Annotated in this window: 20 protein-coding genes and 1 tRNA gene; 10 read left to right on the forward strand and 11 right to left on the reverse strand. The window is 68.4% G+C overall.

The window, feature by feature from the left end; translation table 11 throughout:
• Window positions 1-134: 134 nt before the first annotated feature.
• From EDC25_RS12960 to EDC25_RS12970, 3 genes are read right to left on the reverse strand one after another with little or no spacing between them, the layout of a single operon-like run.
• Window positions 135-551 (reverse strand): DUF6691 family protein, encoded by a 417-nt coding sequence (locus EDC25_RS12960; RefSeq protein WP_132577608.1) that lies wholly within the window; start codon window positions 549-551, stop codon window positions 135-137.
• 1 nt (window position 552) lies between these two features.
• Entirely contained in the window at window positions 553-957 is a 405-nt protein-coding gene (locus EDC25_RS12965) for a YeeE/YedE family protein (RefSeq protein WP_132577659.1), read from the reverse strand.
• Window positions 958-965: 8 nt separating this feature from the next.
• Complete coding sequence (locus tag EDC25_RS12970) at window positions 966-1,838, reverse strand: MBL fold metallo-hydrolase (protein WP_132577609.1); 873 nt, start codon at window positions 1,836-1,838, stop codon at window positions 966-968.
• An 86-nt stretch (window positions 1,839-1,924) separates the two neighbouring features.
• Here EDC25_RS12970 and EDC25_RS12975 point away from each other — a divergent pair, with 86 nt between their 5' ends.
• Window positions 1,925-2,275 carry an ArsR/SmtB family transcription factor gene (locus EDC25_RS12975; RefSeq protein WP_243695124.1) on the forward strand — a complete coding sequence of 117 codons (351 nt, stop codon included), beginning with the start codon at window positions 1,925-1,927 and terminating at the stop codon, window positions 2,273-2,275.
• 190 nt (window positions 2,276-2,465) lie between these two features.
• A complete protein-coding gene (locus EDC25_RS14780; RefSeq protein ID WP_165910910.1) occupies window positions 2,466-2,897 on the forward strand; it encodes a protein tyrosine phosphatase family protein in 432 nt (143 codons plus the stop codon).
• Window positions 2,898-3,245: 348 nt separating this feature from the next.
• Here the strand turns inward: EDC25_RS14780 and EDC25_RS12985 are convergent.
• The 3 genes from EDC25_RS12985 to EDC25_RS12995 all read right to left on the reverse strand — a co-directional run bounded on the left by EDC25_RS12985 (window position 3,246) and on the right by EDC25_RS12995 (window position 4,348).
• A tRNA-Arg gene (locus tag EDC25_RS12985) sits at window positions 3,246-3,322 on the reverse strand.
• Window positions 3,323-3,473: 151 nt separating this feature from the next.
• Window positions 3,474-3,866: a TfoX/Sxy family protein gene (locus tag EDC25_RS12990; RefSeq protein WP_243695125.1), complete on the reverse strand. Its 393-nt coding sequence runs from the start codon at window positions 3,864-3,866 to the stop codon at window positions 3,474-3,476.
• A complete protein-coding gene (locus EDC25_RS12995) occupies window positions 3,863-4,348 on the reverse strand; it encodes a GAF domain-containing protein (protein ID WP_132577612.1) in 486 nt (161 codons plus the stop codon). The genes EDC25_RS12990 and EDC25_RS12995 overlap by 4 nt, the downstream gene beginning before the upstream one ends.
• Here EDC25_RS12995 and EDC25_RS13000 point away from each other — a divergent pair.
• The 3 genes from EDC25_RS13000 to EDC25_RS13010 all read left to right on the forward strand — a co-directional run bounded on the left by EDC25_RS13000 (window position 4,347) and on the right by EDC25_RS13010 (window position 6,237).
• The gene (locus EDC25_RS13000; RefSeq protein WP_132577614.1) at window positions 4,347-5,129 is read left to right on the forward strand and encodes a TMEM175 family protein; all 783 of its coding nucleotides are present in this window, start codon (window positions 4,347-4,349) and stop codon (window positions 5,127-5,129) included. The genes EDC25_RS12995 and EDC25_RS13000 overlap by 2 nt on opposite strands.
• Window positions 5,126-5,806, forward strand: coding sequence for a dethiobiotin synthase (bioD, locus tag EDC25_RS13005; protein WP_132577616.1), 681 nt, complete (start codon window positions 5,126-5,128; stop codon window positions 5,804-5,806). Before EDC25_RS13000 ends, bioD begins: the two co-directional genes overlap by 4 nt.
• A 95-nt stretch (window positions 5,807-5,901) precedes the next feature.
• Window positions 5,902-6,237, forward strand: coding sequence for a hypothetical protein (locus EDC25_RS13010; protein WP_132577617.1), 336 nt, complete (start codon window positions 5,902-5,904; stop codon window positions 6,235-6,237).
• A 110-nt stretch (window positions 6,238-6,347) separates the two neighbouring features.
• Here the strand turns inward: EDC25_RS13010 and EDC25_RS13015 are convergent, their stop codons facing one another.
• On the reverse strand, window positions 6,348-8,525 hold the full coding sequence (locus tag EDC25_RS13015; protein WP_132577619.1) for an AsmA family protein: 2,178 nt from the start codon (window positions 8,523-8,525) through the stop codon (window positions 6,348-6,350).
• Between the two features lie 187 nt (window positions 8,526-8,712).
• Entirely contained in the window at window positions 8,713-9,684 is a 972-nt protein-coding gene (locus tag EDC25_RS13020; protein WP_132577621.1) for a helix-turn-helix transcriptional regulator, read from the reverse strand.
• A 331-nt stretch (window positions 9,685-10,015) separates the two neighbouring features.
• On the opposite strand from EDC25_RS13020, the gene EDC25_RS13025 reads away from it, so the two are divergent.
• Together EDC25_RS13025 and EDC25_RS13030 are read left to right on the forward strand one after the other, a co-directional pair.
• On the forward strand, window positions 10,016-10,318 hold the full coding sequence (locus EDC25_RS13025) for a hypothetical protein (protein WP_132577623.1): 303 nt from the start codon (window positions 10,016-10,018) through the stop codon (window positions 10,316-10,318).
• A 43-nt stretch (window positions 10,319-10,361) separates the two neighbouring features.
• On the forward strand, window positions 10,362-11,150 hold the full coding sequence (locus EDC25_RS13030; RefSeq protein ID WP_243695126.1) for a rhomboid family intramembrane serine protease: 789 nt from the start codon (window positions 10,362-10,364) through the stop codon (window positions 11,148-11,150).
• Window positions 11,151-11,156: 6 nt separating this feature from the next.
• Here EDC25_RS13030 and EDC25_RS13035 read toward each other — a convergent pair whose 3' ends face one another.
• From EDC25_RS13035 to EDC25_RS13045, 3 genes are all read right to left on the reverse strand, one after another.
• Window positions 11,157-11,606 carry an SRPBCC family protein gene (locus EDC25_RS13035; protein WP_132577625.1) on the reverse strand — a complete coding sequence of 150 codons (450 nt, stop codon included), beginning with the start codon at window positions 11,604-11,606 and terminating at the stop codon, window positions 11,157-11,159.
• A gap of 84 nt (window positions 11,607-11,690) precedes the next feature.
• Window positions 11,691-12,125, reverse strand: coding sequence for a hypothetical protein (locus EDC25_RS13040; protein ID WP_132577627.1), 435 nt, complete (start codon window positions 12,123-12,125; stop codon window positions 11,691-11,693).
• Window positions 12,126-12,252: 127 nt separating this feature from the next.
• Window positions 12,253-12,729 (reverse strand): Lrp/AsnC family transcriptional regulator, encoded by a 477-nt coding sequence (locus EDC25_RS13045; RefSeq protein ID WP_132577629.1) that lies wholly within the window; start codon window positions 12,727-12,729, stop codon window positions 12,253-12,255.
• Between the two features lie 118 nt (window positions 12,730-12,847).
• On the opposite strand from EDC25_RS13045, the gene phhA reads away from it, so the two are divergent.
• From phhA to EDC25_RS13060, 3 genes are all read left to right on the forward strand, one after another.
• A complete protein-coding gene (gene phhA / locus EDC25_RS13050) occupies window positions 12,848-13,747 on the forward strand; it encodes a phenylalanine 4-monooxygenase (protein ID WP_132577631.1) in 900 nt (299 codons plus the stop codon).
• A 133-nt stretch (window positions 13,748-13,880) separates the two neighbouring features.
• On the forward strand, window positions 13,881-14,315 hold the full coding sequence (locus EDC25_RS13055; protein WP_132577633.1) for a hotdog fold thioesterase: 435 nt from the start codon (window positions 13,881-13,883) through the stop codon (window positions 14,313-14,315).
• Between the two features lie 74 nt (window positions 14,316-14,389).
• Window positions 14,390-15,397: a class 1 fructose-bisphosphatase gene (locus EDC25_RS13060; protein ID WP_132577635.1), complete on the forward strand. Its 1,008-nt coding sequence runs from the start codon at window positions 14,390-14,392 to the stop codon at window positions 15,395-15,397.
• Window positions 15,398-15,400 lie beyond the last annotated feature (3 nt).

Genomic DNA, 15,400 nt, shown 5'->3' on the forward strand with positions numbered 1-15,400 from the left:
GCGCCGCTCGCGATACCTTGCGTCCGTCTCTCTTCATGTCGGGTTGGACAGCACTGGCGGACATTGGTTCCCTAATTTACTGACTTATGAGTAAAGGGAATCGCGCGTGGACTCCAGGCACGCGGCATCCGCCATCAGGAACGGCTGACCACGCGATGCAGGAACATGCCCGCCAGCATCGCCGGCACGAACCAGAGCGCTTCGGCCGAACCGACGCCGAGGCCGGCAAGCGCCGGCCCGGGACAGTAGCCGGCCAGTCCCCAGCCGATGCCGAAGATCGCCGCTCCCCCCAGCAGGCGGCCATCGACATGGCGCAGGCTGGAGAGACGGAAGCGGCTGGCCAACACCGGACGACCCCGGCGCAGCACAAGGCGGAACAGCACCACCGTCGTGACCACGGCGCCGCCGAGGACGAACGCCAGTGTCGGATCGAAGTCACCGAAGAGGTCGAGGAAGCCCAGCACGCGGCGCGCATCGGTCATGCCCGATGCCGCCAGGCCCAGGCCGAACAGCGCGCCCGAGAGCAATGCCGCCAGCGAGAACCTGTTCATCTCAACGCCAGAGGTGGCGGACCACGAACGTCGTGGCCGTCGCCGTGGCCATGAACGTCAGCACCGCCGCCAGCGATCGCGCCGACAGGCGGCCCAGACCACAGACGCCATGGCCGCTGGTGCAGCCGTTGCCCATGCGCGTACCGAATCCGACCAGCACGCCGGCGGCGACAAGTCCCGCACGCGGAAAGTCGGTGCGCGGTACGGCGGCGCCGGGCACAAGGGCCATGTAAAGACCGGCCGCCACGACGAGCCCGACCAGGAACATGAGCCGCCACGACACTTCGCCCGGCCTCGGAAACAGGATGCCGCCGAGGATGCCGCTGACGCCCGCGACGCGACCGTTGAGCCACAGCAGCAGCGTCGCCGACAACCCGACCAGGATGCCGCCGACCAGCGCGACCATCCAGGTCGTCACGCGCCCGCCTCCAGCGTGTCCAGCGGCAGCCGCAGATAGCGGATGCCGTTGGCGTCGGGCGGTGGCAGTTCACCGGCGCGGATGTTCACCTGCAATGCCGGCAGGATCAGTCGTGGCACCGCGAGTGTCGCGTCGCGTGCGCGCCGGTTGCGCACGAACGTCTCCTCGTCGACGTCGCCGCCGGCGTGGACATTGCCCTGCCGTTGATCCTCGACGCGCGTCTCGGCGTTGGCTTTACGGTCGGCCGGTGGATAGTCGTGGCAGAGGAAAAGCCGCGTGCCCTCGGGCAGGCCGAACAGGGTACGGATCGAACGGAAGAGCGTGCGCGCGTCACCGCCGGGAAAGTCCGTGCGTGCGCTACCCGTTTCCGGCGCGAAGACGGTGTCACCGACAAAGGCCGCATCGCCGACCAGGTAGGTCAGGCTGTCGTCGGTATGGCCGGGTGTCGCGATCACGCGCACATCCAGTTCGCCGATGCGGAGGGTGTCGCCTTCGGCGAGCAGCCGGTCGAACTGGCGGCCGTCGGTCGGGAAGTCCGCTTCCAGGCCGAACAGGTGCTTGAAGCGTTCCTGCACCCGCGTGATGCCGCGGCCGATCGCGACTTCCGCACCGGTCTTCGCCTTGAGGTAGGCAGCCGCGGTCAGGTGGTCGGCATGGGCGTGGGTCTCGAGGATCCAATTCACCTTCAGGCCGTGCTCGTGCACGAAGGCGAGCACCCGGTCGGCCGAGGCGGTCGAAGTGCGCGCGCTGGCCGATTCGTAATCGAGGACGGGGTCGATGATGGCCGCATGCCCAGCGTCGTGGTCATAGACCACGTGCGTGAACGTGAATGTCGCCGGATCATGGAAGCTCTGCACCTGCGGATTCATGCCACCGCTCCTTGCCATGTATTTTAGCGATCCCTAAACTATGACCATCGCGAACCCCTGTCAACGACTGCTTCCCCAAGGCTGCCATGGCACGTTCATCGAAGACGGCAGCGCCGCGTCCCACTCCGCGGCAGATGGCCCGCCATGCCGGAGAGGCAGCGGCACTGCTGAAGGCGCTGGCGCACCCGGCGCGCCTGCTCGTGCTCTGCCAGCTGGTGGAGGGCGAGTCATCCGTGGGCGAGCTGCAGCCGCTCACCGGCCTGGGCCTCTCGGCGCTGTCGCAGCACCTGGCGGTACTGCGCGACATGGCGCTGGTCGAGACGCGCCGCGAGTCGCAGACGATCTACTACTCGATCGCCGAGGGTCCCGCGATCGACGTGCTTGAGGCCCTGCATGCGGCTTACTGCGGCGGCGGGCGGAAGAACGCCGCCCGATGACGCCGATGTCGTCAGGGCCTGGACGTCGGGACGAACGCACCCTTCATTCGCGCGTATCAAGGACGCCGCCGTGGTCCCGGTTTTGGCATGTGTCCAGACCGCGGGGGTCGCCGCTTTCGTCATTTGCCGCCGCACTGCGGCTGAAATCCGCATCCGACCCTTCACGCGCTGCATCGACCCTGGAGTTCCAATGAGCGCACCCGTGCTTTTCGCCGAGAACCAGTACGCAGCGGGTCAACCCTCCCGGGAAGATCTTGGGGAACTTGTGCGCGCCGGCGTACGTACCGTGATCAACCTGCGCACCGCCGGGGAACCCGTCGATTACGACGAAGCGGCAGAGGTCGCGCGGCTGGGTATGCGGTATGCAGTCCTGCCCGTTTCCGGCGCTTTGGACCTCGACTTCGCCCGTGTACGCCAGTTCGGCCAGTTGCTGGATCATGCTCTTCGCGAAGGGGCGGTCCTGATCCATTGCGCAAGCGCCAATCGCGTCGGTGCCATCGTGGCGCTGGATGAGGTGTTCAATCGCGGCCGTTCGCTGGATGCCGCGCTGGAACGCGGTCGCGCGGCCGGCCTGCGGGCACTGGAGCCTGCCGTCGTGGACATTGCCACGCGAGCATCCTGATCCCTGTAGAAAAACTGTGGTGACAAGGCTGGTGGATCTGCCGGAACAGGTTCTCGCGGGTCGGTCCACACCACACGACCGTCGCAAATCCGATCGTCAACCGGCGATACCCAGGCACGGGGTGGAGGCGTTGCGACGTCATTGTCCATCGCCGGTCGATCCAACTGGACCCTCAGGGCTCGCACTCCTGTTCGCCTCTTCCCGAAGCCGCCAATGTCAGTCGGCAGCGGCCTGCAACGACGGAAAACGTCCGCGTCTGCCGCATGGCTGGAGGATCAGGGTCGTCGAACGTCGCCCTGAGAGAGAGGTGCCGGGAAAATGGCCCTGCTCTTTCGGGCGGCTGCAGATTGGCGCGCCTGGAGGGATTCGAACCCCCGACCAATGGCTTCGGAAGCCACTACTCTATCCGGCTGAGCTACAGGCGCGTTGTCTTGGTATCCGCCGCGAACGGGGCCGTCCTGACCGTGGAAGGTGCCGTCGCGGGTCGCGTAGTGTACCGCATCGGCTCCCGGCTGCACTTCCGCGGCGACGCCACCCGGCATGATGCCGGCGGACGGGCGACGCGGTGGACGCGGCTCAGTCGAAACGCAGGTCCGGGGTGACGTCGTCGTCGTGGTCGCTGCCCTGGCCGTCCTGGTAGTCGCCGCCGTCGATCGTCGTCACCGGGCGCGCCGGGCCGCCCCACTTGGGCTTGCCGGTCATGCCCAGGGCTTCTTCCTGCGCGGCCAGTTCCGCCAGCAGCTGTTCGCGGCGTTCGCTGCCCAGCTGCTGCCAGTGGCAGTCGTCGAGGGCGCCGGCAAGCGCGTACAGCAGGTTGAGGCTGGGCTTGAAGCCGGCCTTCTTGACCTTGATGAAGGCACCGATGGCGCCGTGGGTCTCCAGGTCGCTGCGCGTGCGGATGCCGACCTGTCGCAGCCAGGCGGCGGACTTGCCGCCCACGTTGCGCATCTTGTCCGGGCTGTCGGTCATGCGAGGGTCTCCATGAAGGCGGCGCACAGTGCTTCCATGCCGCGGCGGTCTTCGTCGTCGAATCGGCCGGGCGTCGGCGAATCGACATCGAAGACGCCGATGAGGACGCCGTCGCCGTCGACCAGGGGCACGACGATTTCCGATCGCGAGGCCGCATCGCAGGCGATGTGGCCCGGGAAGGCATCGACGTCCGGCACGACCTGCGTGCTGCGGGTGACGGCGGCGGTGCCGCAGACGCCCTTGCCGAACGGGATGCGCACGCAGGCGGGCAGACCCTGGAAGGGGCCGACCACCAGTTCGTCGCCGTTGCTGAAATAGAAGCCGGCCCAGTTGAGATCCGGCAGGCCGTTGAAGACGAGCGCCGCGAAATTGGCGGCGTTGGCGATGCGGTCGCGTTCGCCGGCCAGCAGGCCGCGCGCCTGCTCGGCCAGCCCCGCGTAGACCTCCGGCTTGTCGCCGACGACGCTGCTGAGCTTGAACATGGCCGCGAGTTTACAATGCGTGCGCATTCCAGGGGGACAGGGCATGGACAGCGATACGCCGGACCGCCTGCCGCGACTTCGCTCCGGCTTCCGCCACCGCGGCCGCAGCGTCACGCGGCTGGAAGCGTTCGTCGACGCGGCGTTCGCGTTCGCGGTGACCTTGCTGGTGATTTCCATCGACAGCATTCCCGACAGCCTGCCTGCGCTGGTCATCGCGCTGAAGGGCGTTCCGGCGTTCGCGGCCAGTTTCGCGATGGTGGCGATGTTCTGGGCCGCGCATGCGCGCTGGAGCCGGCACTACGGCCTCGACGACGCGGTGTCGACGCTGCTCAGCCTGGCGCTGGTGTTCCTGGTGCTGGTGTACGTGTATCCCTTGAAGATGCTGTTCGGCACCTTCTTCGCCTGGATCAGCCAGGGCTGGATGCCGACGCCGATCAAGGAAGTGCGGGGCTATTCCGACATCGTGCTGATGTTCGTCATCTACGGCGTGGTGTTCGCGACACTGGCGCTGCTGACCGCCGGTCTCTACCTGCACGCATGGCGCCAGCGCGGCGAGCTGCAGCTCGATCCAGAGGAACGCCGCCGCACCGGCGGGGAGATCGCGCAGTTCCTGTGGTTCGCCTGCGTTGGCGCGCTGTCGACGCTGCTGGCGTGGCTGTTGCCGCAGATGGGCGGATGGCTCAGCGGGCTGCCAGGATTGACGTACTGGCTGCTGGCCTTCACCGGCTTCGCGTACCAGTTCGGCGCGAGCCGCGCGCAGCGCAGGGAAGCCGCCGCTTGAGGGCTGCCCTGTTCGTCACCGGTACCGATACCGGCATCGGCAAGACCTGGATCAGCGCCGGGCTGGTGCGCGGAATGCGGCAACTGGGCATCGACGCCGTCGGCATGAAGCCGGTCGCCAGCGGCTGCGAACCGGCACCGGACGGTTGGCGCAACGAGGATGCGCTGGCGTTGCTGGCGGCGAGCGGGCTCGGCGTCGCCGACTACGGCGCGGTCAATCCGGTCGCCCTGCCGCGGCCGGCGTCGCCGCATCTGGCGGCGATGGACCATGGCGTCCGCATCGACCCTGCGCTGTTGGCCGACCGTTTCGACGAGCTGCGTGCCCGCCACGAATTCGTGGTGGTCGAAGGCGCCGGCGGATGGTCGGTGCCGTTGGCCGGCCCTTCGCCGTCATGGATCCTGCAGGCCGACCTGGTGCGTCGCCTGGCCTTGCCGGCGCTGCTGGTGGTCGGTTTGCGCCTGGGCTGCATCAATCACGCGATGCTCAGCGCGCGGGCGATCGCCGCGGATGGCGTCCGGCTGCTGGGTTGGGTCGGCAACCAGCTTGCGCCCGACGACGACCAGCGGGACGTACTGGCTACGCTGGATGCGCTGCTGTCGACGCCGGCGCTGGCCGTGGTGCCGCACGGGGTCGAGCCGGACGCGGAGCTGGCCAGTGCGGTGCTTGGCTTGGTTTGAGCCGAAGCACGGAAGGCATGTCCGGCCGTTGCGCATGCCGGGCGCATTCAGCTGGCGTCGCTACCATGGGATCAAACCAAGAAAGGAGTGCGACCATGCCCCTGTTCCTGTTGACCCTGCCCGATCCCGACAAGGCCCGCGGCGACGACCCGGAACTGTCGTTCCATTCCGCGGGTGCCGACGGCTTCGCCCGCGAGCTTGAACACGCGCTGCGCGACGACGTGCTGTTCCAGCGCTGGCGCGGCAAGCAGGACGATCCGGATGCGGTGCCCGAATCGCTCGCGGTGACCGACCCCTCGGCCACCGTTGAAGGCGAGCAGGACGACCTGGCGATCGTGCTGCGCGCGCGGACGTCGCTGTCCGGCCAGGTGCTCAAGCACCGCCTGCGCATGCTCGCGGGTTCGAACTGGACGCTCAACGACGTCCGCTGAGTGTCGCCCCCGTTTTTTTTCAGTGCCGCCGGCATCGCCCGGCGGCTTTTCGTTCCGGGTGCCGGCGTGCAGCAGGCGCTGCTGCGCCGGCCTGTGCGCTGCGAGTGCAGCTAGGGCAGCCGACCGCCTTCGAACCAGTCCGCGGCCTTGCGCAGGTGCCAGTCGCGCTCGCCGCGCGCGAGTTCCAGGCCCAGTGACAGGCGGCCCCAGCCCAGCAGCAGGTGGCCCAGTGGTTGCCGGTCGGCGATGCGCAACCGTGCCTTGACGTCGAAGCGGTTGTTGCGCGCCTGCAGTGGATCGAGGGTCATCGCGCCGCCGCCGAGATGGAAGCGCGTGGTCAGTTGCGCCTCGCCGGCATCGACCAGATTGAACACCCAGCGCGGATAGTCGCGCTCATGCGCGAACAGGCTCAGCAGCAAGCCGATGTCGCGTGCACGCGCCTCGACATCGGCGCTGAGCTGCAAGGGTCTGCCCCAGACCAGTTCTCCCCGCGGCACGGTGGCGCGTGCCCACCAGTCGCGGTCGCGTGCGCGTTCCTTGCCGGTCTGCTGCAGTCTTGTCAGGTCCAGCTCGGTGCCTTCCAGCACGAAGCGACGGGCCGCCAGGTCACCGCGACGCAGTCGCGTCCGGATCGAGAGGTCGCCACTGACATCCAGCTCTCCGATGGACAGTCGCGTGCCGCGCGCATCCATGCCGATGCGGCCCTGCGCGACTTCTCCGGCGGCGTCGAGCGTGAGATCGCCGGTGATGCGGCCCTGTCCGCCCAGGAACTGCATGCCGCGGCCGGGCAGGAACCGGTTGTAGTAGCGCAGGTCGGGAATGCGGGCGTCATCGAAACGCAGGCGTGCCTGCATCGACTCGCCCATGTCGGCGAGCGCGCCGGCGGCGGTCACGTCCAGTCTCAGGTTGCGTCCGGTGACCGCGGTGGTGTCCGGTGCATCCACCGGCGACATCCGGAATGATTCGACCTGCAGTTCAAGTCGCGTGCGCTGCTTTCCGTCGTGTTCCTCGATGCGGCCCTGCGCTTTCGCGGTGCCGGTGAAGCGGTTGTCGAGGACGTCGATCCGTGCGGCGACCGCCGGCACGCCCAGGGTGCTGCCGTTGGCGAGGTGGCCCTCGGCGATGCGCACGTCGGCCTGCACGCGGCCTGCGCCATCGAGATTCAGCCATTCCGCACGCGCGAACAGCGGTGCGAACCAGTGCAGCGACTGGAACTGCCAGTCGAGGTCGACGTTGCCGGACAGGCGCTGCAGCGAACCGGCCCAGCTGTTGCGGCTCGGCAGCGGCAGCTCGCGGCCGGCCAGGTAGAGATCGGCATCGACATGGCCGCCGTCACCCGGTGGGGGTGGCAGGCGGGCACTCAGATGCAGGCGGTCCGGATCGACGGCGAGCACCAGGCCGGCCTGTCCGGAACGGTCGGCGCCATCGGCATCGATGGCATCGAGCGGCAACGCCAGCGTGAGCGATCCGCCCGGTTGCAGGGCGCCATCGGCGAGGGCCATGTCGATCCGCAGTTCGCCGTGATCTTCGGCGGTTCCGCCCGGATCAAGGCGGGTGACATCGGCGGCCCAGTTGCCTGCCTTGTCCAGCGCGACGACCAGCCCCGGCGTGCGGGCGGCGAGTTTCAACTGAGCCCGGGCCAGCTTCAGGCGCTCGAGGCCGGGTGCATCCTCGCGCCGGTGCTCGGGCAGCTGGAAACCGCCGTCGATATCGACATGGCTGGACCACTGCAGGTCGTCGTCGAACAGCGCGCCGTCTTCCATGCGCAGCGTCGCCCGCGGAATCGCCAGCGCTCCGCCGCGCAGCTGTTTGCGGACGCCGAAGTGCGCGACGCCGGTGCCGTCCAGACGCAGCGAGCGGTAGGCCAGGCTGCGCAGGGTTTCGGTGCCGAGATCGTCGAGGCTGATCCACCAGCCCCCGGGGCGTGAATCCGGCGGCGCCATGTCCTCTTCGACGCGATCGATCCGGACATGGACCTCGTGCGCCAGCGCCGAGGGAATGGTCAGCCGGCGCGCGAACAGCGGCCACAGCGCGACACGGCCGTCGGCGCGCGCCGCCTGCGCCTCCCACACGGTATGCCGGACATGCCCGCGCGCCTGCACATTCCACAACCACGCATGGCCGGGGTAAAGGGTGACGCCATGCGACCAGTGCAGCTGGAAGCGTTCCGGCTTGCGATTGACGACGCCGGGCCCGAGCGCGGTATTGAGGAAGAGGTTCCCGGCCACCAGCCACGCCAGCCAGAGCCAGAGGACGACGCGGACGATCTTCAGGCCCGGTGCGCGCATTCAATGCCCCCGTTGCCGGTGCGGTGCGGATCGACCCCCGCGGACAGCACCATCCTCGCGGCCGTCCCGGAGCCACGGCGGCGCGGCGGACATCGATGCATGGATGATCCTGGCGACCACGATGCCGTTCCTCTGCTGGAGCGCGATGGCCCGGCGGCGAGTATACGGTGCGCCTTGCCGGCGACCTTCAGGCGTGGTCCCGGCGCGCGGGCGCCGCGATGGGGCGGGCCACGTTCGCCAGCAACGCCTCGAGTTCGGCCCGCCAGGGCGGATCGTCGATCAGTTCGAACTCGTGGCCGATGAAGAGCAGCGCCGTCGCCAGCCCGGGCAGGGTCTCGGCACCGACGCGCAGGGTGCAGCTTTCGTCATCCAGGGGTTCGAGCAGTCCGCACCAGCCGGGCACGCTGTCGACGAGGTCGTCGTAGCGAGCCGCCAGGCGCAGGCGCAGGCTGTAGCGCGACGGTGCCGATGCCATCGCCTTGGCGATGAAGGCCGCGGGTGGCTCCGGCAGCATCCGCGGCTCGAACTGCGTCGGCAGCAGCTCCGGTTCACTGATGCGGTCGATGCGGAAGCTCCGCCAGTCCTCGCGGCGACGATCCCAGGCGATGAGATACCAGCGTCGTCCGGCAAGAATCAGCTGCAGCGGCTCGACCTCGCGCCGGGTTTCGCGCTGCTGCCGGTCGCTGTAACGCATGCGCAGGCGGCGACGGTCGCGGCAGGCGGTGGCAATCAGCGCCAGCGCTTCGATTTCGGCCAGGGCGCCCGGCGCCGGCAATACATGTGCGACCGCATTCACCGCGCGCAGCTGCGGTTGCAGCCGGGTCGGCAACAGGTTCTCCAGCTTCGCGATCAGGCTGGCGATGCTGGCGTCCATGCCCGCCATGCTGTTGGCGGCGGCGCGCAATGCCAGCATTACGGTCACCGCTTCGGAATCCGACAGCAGCACCGGCGGCAGGTTCGGGCCGGCACCGAGGCGGTAGCCGCCGCCCTGCCCGGCCGACGCATCGATGCGATAGCCCAGTTCACGCAGGCGGTCGATGTCGCGGCGGATGGTGCGCACATCCACCGACAGGGCTTCGGACAGGCCGCGGCCGGACCAGTCGCGGCGTCCCTGGAGCAGGGTGAGCAGTCGCAGAAGGCGGGACGAGGTGGTCAGCATCTGCACAGCCTATCGCGGATCAAGGACGGAAGATGTCCTTGATTGGCGTGGACACCCGTCGCCGTTAAGGCTGGTGCGACCGGAAATGGAAGCCGAATGTCGACAGGTGTGCGTGCGGCCTGCACGCCTCGGTGGTCTGCCGTCGTGGCGGAATGCGGCGCCCGGGCTCCCCCAGCGGACGGCTGGACGCGGCGCGTCGGTCCGTCACCGCGACGCATGCCGTCCAGTCGGGAACGACGTGGATCCTGTCGACATCCGTTGCGTGAATGCCGGGCAGCTTCACGGCAGGCACCAGCTTGTATTCCCGGCGGCGCGCCGGCATCGTGGGGACATGATCCGATTCATTTCCTACGCCGGCGCCAGCCGGATTCCCCGCCACCCGTTCGTGCGGGCGCTCGCGCTGATCGGCACCACGCTGGCCTTCATTCTGACGGCGATGCTCGGCGCCATGCTGTTCCTGGCCGCGCTGGCGGTCATCGCCGTCATCGGCCTGGTGGTCACGGGCCGCATGTGGTGGCTGCGCCGCCAGCTGCGTCGTGGCGTCCGCCCGGAAGCGACCTGGCATACCGTCGGCGGTCGCGTCATCGACGGCGATTTCCGGGTGGTGGACGCGGGCGAGCCGCCCCGGCGCTGATCGGGGCCTTGCCGGACGCGGGTCCCGCCCCAAGATCGGATCGATGGACATTCTCCGATCCGGACCCGTCGATCCCAACGCCCACCTCTGGAACCGGCGCCGCGCCGCCGAGGACCGCTACCGCGTCGGCCAGGCCATCGGGCAGGTCGGCGTCGCGCTGGCGGTGCTGTGGTGGATCCACCTGTTCCGCGAAGTCGCCGATGTCTCATGGCGTTTCATGGCCATCGACCCGGGCAACCCGGCGGGCCTGCTGGGCATCCTGACCGCACCGCTGCTGCATGGCTCCTGGGGCCACCTGATCTCGAACACGGTGCCGTTGTGGATCCTTGGCGCCATGGCGCGCTACGCCTATCCGCGGGCGCTGCTGTGGGCGCTGCCGATCATCTGGATCGCCTCTGGGTTGGGGACGTGGCTGTTCGGCCGACCCTCGCTTCACCTGGGTGCCAGCGGCGTGGCGCATGGCCTGATGTTCTTCCTGTTCGTGGTCGGCCTGCTGCGCCGCGACCGGCTGGCGATCGTCGTCGCGCTGATCACCTTCTTCCTCTACGGCAGCATGATCTGGACCGTGTTTCCGCGTGAGGACGGGGTGTCCTGGGAAGCGCACCTGTTCGGCGCCATCGGCGGCCTGGTCGCGGCCCTGCTGCTGCGCAAGCGCGACCCGATCACCCCGCGTGCGCCCTACAGCTGGGAGGTCGAGCCGGAATCCGATGACGAGTGGGAAGACACCGTCGGTGCCGACAATGACGTCATCGATGGCGAGGCGCGGCCGCTGCCGCGGGCTTCATCGGCATCGGTGCCGCTCGATTCACCGGCGCGCTGGCACTTGCACTGACGGCGCTCAGGCGCCGTCCGGGATCTCCGACTCCACCAGCGCGGCAAGCAGGTTCAGCGACTCCTGCCAGCCCAGGTAACAGGCTTCAGCCGGCACCACCTCCGGAACACCGCGCTGGGTGATGACCAGATCGGTGCCGTTCGCGACAGCGCGCAGCTCGACCGTGACGTCCATGGTTCCGGACAGCGCCGGATCCTCGAAGGCATCGTCGTAGCGGATGCGTTCGCCCTCGACGAGTTCGCGGTAGGTGCCGCCGAACGCATGTGTCGTCCCGGTGGCGAAGTTGGTGAACGACATGCGGTAGCTGCCGCCGACGCGGACGTCACTGTGGTGAACGGTGCCTGTGAAGCCGTGCGGCGGGCTCCACTTCACCATCGCCGCCGGATCGAGGAAGGCGCGGTACACGCGCTCCGGTGGTGCGCGCAGGACACGATGCAGGTGGATGGTGTGGGTCATGGTCGGGTTCCTGTGGTCATGGGACCTGGACTGGTCGATCCACCGTTTCTGCTTTCGACAGACCGGATCCTGTCCGATCGTTCCTCAACGGCCGACCAGTCTCCGCGTCCATGCGACGGGAGCCAGCATCGCCAGCGCGAGAAGCATCCAGGTAATCGAACTGAAAGGCACCGATTGCGCCGCCGTACCCGCTGGCGGCGGCGTGTACGTGAAAGTGTGCTGGCCGAACGGCGTGACGATTTCCGGTACACCCGGCCGCGAATGGCTGGCATGGATTTCGTAGTCGCCCGGCTGCAGGCCTGCGACATGGACCGGGATGTCCCAGGGCCGGCCGGCCTGGAAGCAGAGCTGGGTGGGTCCCTCATTCGCCGTCGCATGGACGCGGATGATCTGGCCCTGGCGTGACACAGCAACCGGGTCGCGGCGAATGCAGCTGGTGTTCCAGATCCCGGCCAACCTGATCCTGACGACACCGTCGGCGACCGTCTGGATCTGCCAGTCCTGGACTTGCGGCGCCACCTGCGCCCTCGAAAGGGGGGCCACAAATCCAAGTACCAGCATCAGCGACAATGTCTGTGCAAGCCTGTAGATGTCGTCCTTCCATCCAAGTGGCGATTGGCGACTCTGCTGCGGATTGCCGCCCCGTTCAGGTCGGGGCCGCCGGCAGCGGCAGGCCGGACGGCGCTTTGACCGTGCGCAGCACGAAGCTGGAGTTGACGTCGGCGACGCCGGTGGCGTTGAGCAGGTGGTCGAGCAGGAAGCGCGAGAAATGGGCCAGATCGCGCACCACGACCTGCAGCAGGTAGTCCATGTCGCCGGTCAGCGCGTGACAGGCGACGACCTCGTTCCAGCCGCGCACGGCCTCGACGAAGGTGTCGATGGAGGCCGAGCCGTGTTTCTCCAGCTGTACGCGCACGAAGGCCGTCAGGTCCAGGCCGAGCGTGGCCGGGTCCAGGCGCGCGCCGTAGCCGGCGATGACGCCGCTGCGTTCAAGGCGCTGCAGGCGGCGTAGCGTGGCGGACGCTGACAGGTGTACGCGCTCGGCCAGGTCGGCATTGCTGATCCGGCCCTCGCGCTGCAGGGTGTCGAGGATGGCGATGTCGATCCGGTCCAGCTGAATCATGCGTAGTACGCCAAGGTCAGGGAAGATTCTTGCTCATGGTCCGCCTTGCCGTGCACGTTCGCAAGCCTGTTGCGCGGATTAGCCGGTAGGATCATGCGGCACCAAGGAGGCCACATCGATGTCCAGCACCGCCACGCCACGCCGCGTCGAACACCAGCAGACCGACAAGGGCTACGTCCCGGTCTACACCACCGCCGTCGTCGAGCAGGACTGGGACCAGTACAGCGAGGACGACCACCGGACCTGGGCGACGCTGTTCCAGCGCCAGCTGCAGGTCCTGCAGGGGCGGGCCTGCCGCGAGCACCTGGAAGCGCTGGATGGACTGCAGATGAGCGCCGGGCGGATCCCGCGCTTTTCCGACATCAACGCGTTGCTGCAGGCGGCGACCGGCTGGACCATCATCGGCGTCGAGGGCCTGCTGCCGGAGCTGGATTTCTTCGACCACCTCGCCAACCGGCGCTTCCCGGTGACGTGGTGGATCCGCCGCCCGGACCAGATCGACTACATCGCCGAACCGGACCTGTTCCACGATCTGTTCGGCCATGTGCCGCTGCTGTTCAACCCGGTGTTTGCCGACTACATGCAGGCGTACGGCCGCGGCGGCGTGAAGGCGCACGGACTCGGCGAGGCCGCGCTGCAGAACCTCACGCGCCTGTACTGGTACACGGTGGAGTTCGGCCTGATCCGCAGCGCCGAAGGCCTGCGCATCTACGGTGCCGGCATCGTTTCCAGCAAGGGCGAGTCGATCCACTGCCTGGAGAGCGACGCGCCGAACCGCATCGGCTTCGACCTCAAGCGCATCATGCGTACGCGCTACCGCATCGACACCTTCCAGAAGACGTATTTCGTCATCGACGATTTCCAGCAGCTGTTCGACGCCACTAGACCGGACTTCACGCAGATCTACGCCGAGCTGGCACCCATGCCGGCGATTCCCGCCGGCGAGACCATCGATGGTGACCGCATCCTGCATCGCGGCACGGGCGAAGGCTGGCTCGACGAAGGCGGCGATGTCTGAGGCCCCGCGTTGCGGTTCGATCGGCCGCGGTCGGCGGGCACTCGGCGGCAGCCGGGTTGCCGGGTCGCACGGCCGGCCGTAGGCTCCTCGACCCCGCCGGCCATCCGCGCCGGCATCGAGTCGGAACGCGGCAATGGCCATCTGGAAACGCACGCCCAGCCTGGACGAACTGAACGCCTACAGGCGCGACTGCCTGGTCGGCCACCTGGGGATCGACCTGATCGAACTGGGCGACGACGTCCTGCGCGGCACGATGCCGGTGGATGCGCGCACGCGGCAGCCCTTCGGGCTGCTGCATGGTGGCGCCTCGGTGGCGCTGGCGGAGACCCTGGGCAGCCTCGCGGCCTGGCTGTGCCTGGATGATCCGCAACGGCAGGCCGCCGTGGGCCTGGAAATCAATGCCAACCACGTCCGCGCCGTGCGAAGCGGGATCGTGACCGGCACCGCGCGGCCGGAGCACCTGGGTCGCAGCACCCACGTCTGGTCGATCCGCATCGAGGACGAGGCGAGCCGGCTGGTCTGCCTCAGCCGCCTGACCATGGCCATCGTCGAGCGCGATCCGGCCTGAGGGAAGGCGTCGGCGACCAGGCCCGGACCGCCCGGATCGGGCACAATGGGCGTTTTCAGCCGGGGCCGAGCACCATGTCGCACATCTCCCTCACCCGCTACCTGATCGACGAGCAGTACCAGGCGCGGCGCATCCAGCCGGACCTGCGCCTGCTGATCGAGGTGGTGGCCCGCGCCTGCAAGGCCATTTCCGTGGCGATCGGCAAGGGCGCGCTGGGCAATGTGCTGGGCAGCGCCGATGCCGAGAACGTCCAGGGCGAGGTGCAGAAGAAGCTGGACGTGATCGCCAACGAGATCCTGCTCGAAGCCAACGAGTGGGGCGGCCATCTGGCGGCACTGGCCTCCGAGGAGCTCGAGCATCCCAGCCCGATCCCGAACCGCTATCCCAAGGGCGAATACCTGCTGCTGTTCGATCCGCTCGACGGCTCCTCGAACATCGACGTCAATGTCTCGGTGGGCACGATCTTCTCGGTGCTGCGCTGCCCGGAAGGCGTGACCGATCCGGACGAGTCGGACTTCCTGCAGCCGGGCACGCGCCAGGTTGCCGCCGGTTATGCCGTCTACGGTCCCAGCACGCTGCTGGTGCTGACCGTGGGCGATGGCGTCGCCGTGTTCACCCTGGACCGCGAGCAGGGCAGCTTCGTGCTGACCGCGGACCGCGTGCAGATTCCCGCCGATACCCGCGAATTCGCCATCAACATGTCGAACCAGCGCTGGTGGCAGCCGCCGGTGCAGCGTTACGTCAGCGAACTGGTCGCCGGCCGCGACGGCCCCCGCGGTGTCGATTTCAACATGCGCTGGGTGGCCTCGATGGTCGCCGATGTGCACCGGATCCTGAGCCGCGGCGGCATCTTCATGTATCCGCGTGACAACAAGGACCCGGCCAAGGCGGGCCGCCTGCGGCTGATGTACGAGGCCAATCCGATGGCGATGATCGTCGAGCAGGCCGGTGGCGCCGCCACCGACGGCCACCAGCGCCTGCTCGATGTGCAGCCGACCGGCCTGCACCAGCGCATCGCGGTGTTTCTGGGGTCGCGCAACGAAGTCGAACGGGTCACCGCCTACCACCACGAGCCGGGCTGACGC

Source organism: Pseudofulvimonas gallinarii (assembly GCF_004343305.1).
GTDB classification, from domain to species: domain Bacteria; phylum Pseudomonadota; class Gammaproteobacteria; order Xanthomonadales; family UBA2363; genus Pseudofulvimonas; species Pseudofulvimonas gallinarii.

What these genes read in the sequence shown, in the direction of transcription:
- phhA (WP_132577631.1), top strand. Translation starts at nt 12,848, where the DNA reads ATGTCCAGCACCGCCACGCCACGCCGCGTCGAACACCAGCAGACCGAC.
- EDC25_RS13060 (WP_132577635.1), top strand. Translation starts at nt 14,390, where the DNA reads ATGTCGCACATCTCCCTCACCCGCTACCTGATCGACGAGCAGTACCAG.
- EDC25_RS12975 (WP_243695124.1), top strand. Translation starts at nt 1,925, where the DNA reads ATGGCACGTTCATCGAAGACGGCAGCGCCGCGTCCCACTCCGCGGCAG.
- EDC25_RS12995 (WP_132577612.1), bottom strand. Translation starts at nt 4,348, where the DNA reads ATGTTCAAGCTCAGCAGCGTCGTCGGCGACAAGCCGGAGGTCTACGCG.
- EDC25_RS13020 (WP_132577621.1), bottom strand. Translation starts at nt 9,684, where the DNA reads ATGCTGACCACCTCGTCCCGCCTTCTGCGACTGCTCACCCTGCTCCAG.
- EDC25_RS13025 (WP_132577623.1), top strand. Translation starts at nt 10,016, where the DNA reads ATGATCCGATTCATTTCCTACGCCGGCGCCAGCCGGATTCCCCGCCAC.
- EDC25_RS13055 (WP_132577633.1), top strand. Translation starts at nt 13,881, where the DNA reads ATGGCCATCTGGAAACGCACGCCCAGCCTGGACGAACTGAACGCCTAC.
- EDC25_RS12960 (WP_132577608.1), bottom strand. Translation starts at nt 551, where the DNA reads ATGAACAGGTTCTCGCTGGCGGCATTGCTCTCGGGCGCGCTGTTCGGC.
- EDC25_RS13030 (WP_243695126.1), top strand. Translation starts at nt 10,362, where the DNA reads ATGGACATTCTCCGATCCGGACCCGTCGATCCCAACGCCCACCTCTGG.
- EDC25_RS14780 (WP_165910910.1), top strand. Translation starts at nt 2,466, where the DNA reads ATGAGCGCACCCGTGCTTTTCGCCGAGAACCAGTACGCAGCGGGTCAA.
- EDC25_RS13000 (WP_132577614.1), top strand. Translation starts at nt 4,347, where the DNA reads ATGGCCGCGAGTTTACAATGCGTGCGCATTCCAGGGGGACAGGGCATG.
- EDC25_RS13045 (WP_132577629.1), bottom strand. Translation starts at nt 12,729, where the DNA reads ATGATTCAGCTGGACCGGATCGACATCGCCATCCTCGACACCCTGCAG.
- EDC25_RS13015 (WP_132577619.1), bottom strand. Translation starts at nt 8,525, where the DNA reads ATGCGCGCACCGGGCCTGAAGATCGTCCGCGTCGTCCTCTGGCTCTGG.
- EDC25_RS13035 (WP_132577625.1), bottom strand. Translation starts at nt 11,606, where the DNA reads ATGACCCACACCATCCACCTGCATCGTGTCCTGCGCGCACCACCGGAG.
- EDC25_RS12970 (WP_132577609.1), bottom strand. Translation starts at nt 1,838, where the DNA reads ATGAATCCGCAGGTGCAGAGCTTCCATGATCCGGCGACATTCACGTTC.
- EDC25_RS12965 (WP_132577659.1), bottom strand. Translation starts at nt 957, where the DNA reads ATGGTCGCGCTGGTCGGCGGCATCCTGGTCGGGTTGTCGGCGACGCTG.
- EDC25_RS12990 (WP_243695125.1), bottom strand. Translation starts at nt 3,866, where the DNA reads ATGACCGACAGCCCGGACAAGATGCGCAACGTGGGCGGCAAGTCCGCC.
- EDC25_RS13010 (WP_132577617.1), top strand. Translation starts at nt 5,902, where the DNA reads ATGCCCCTGTTCCTGTTGACCCTGCCCGATCCCGACAAGGCCCGCGGC.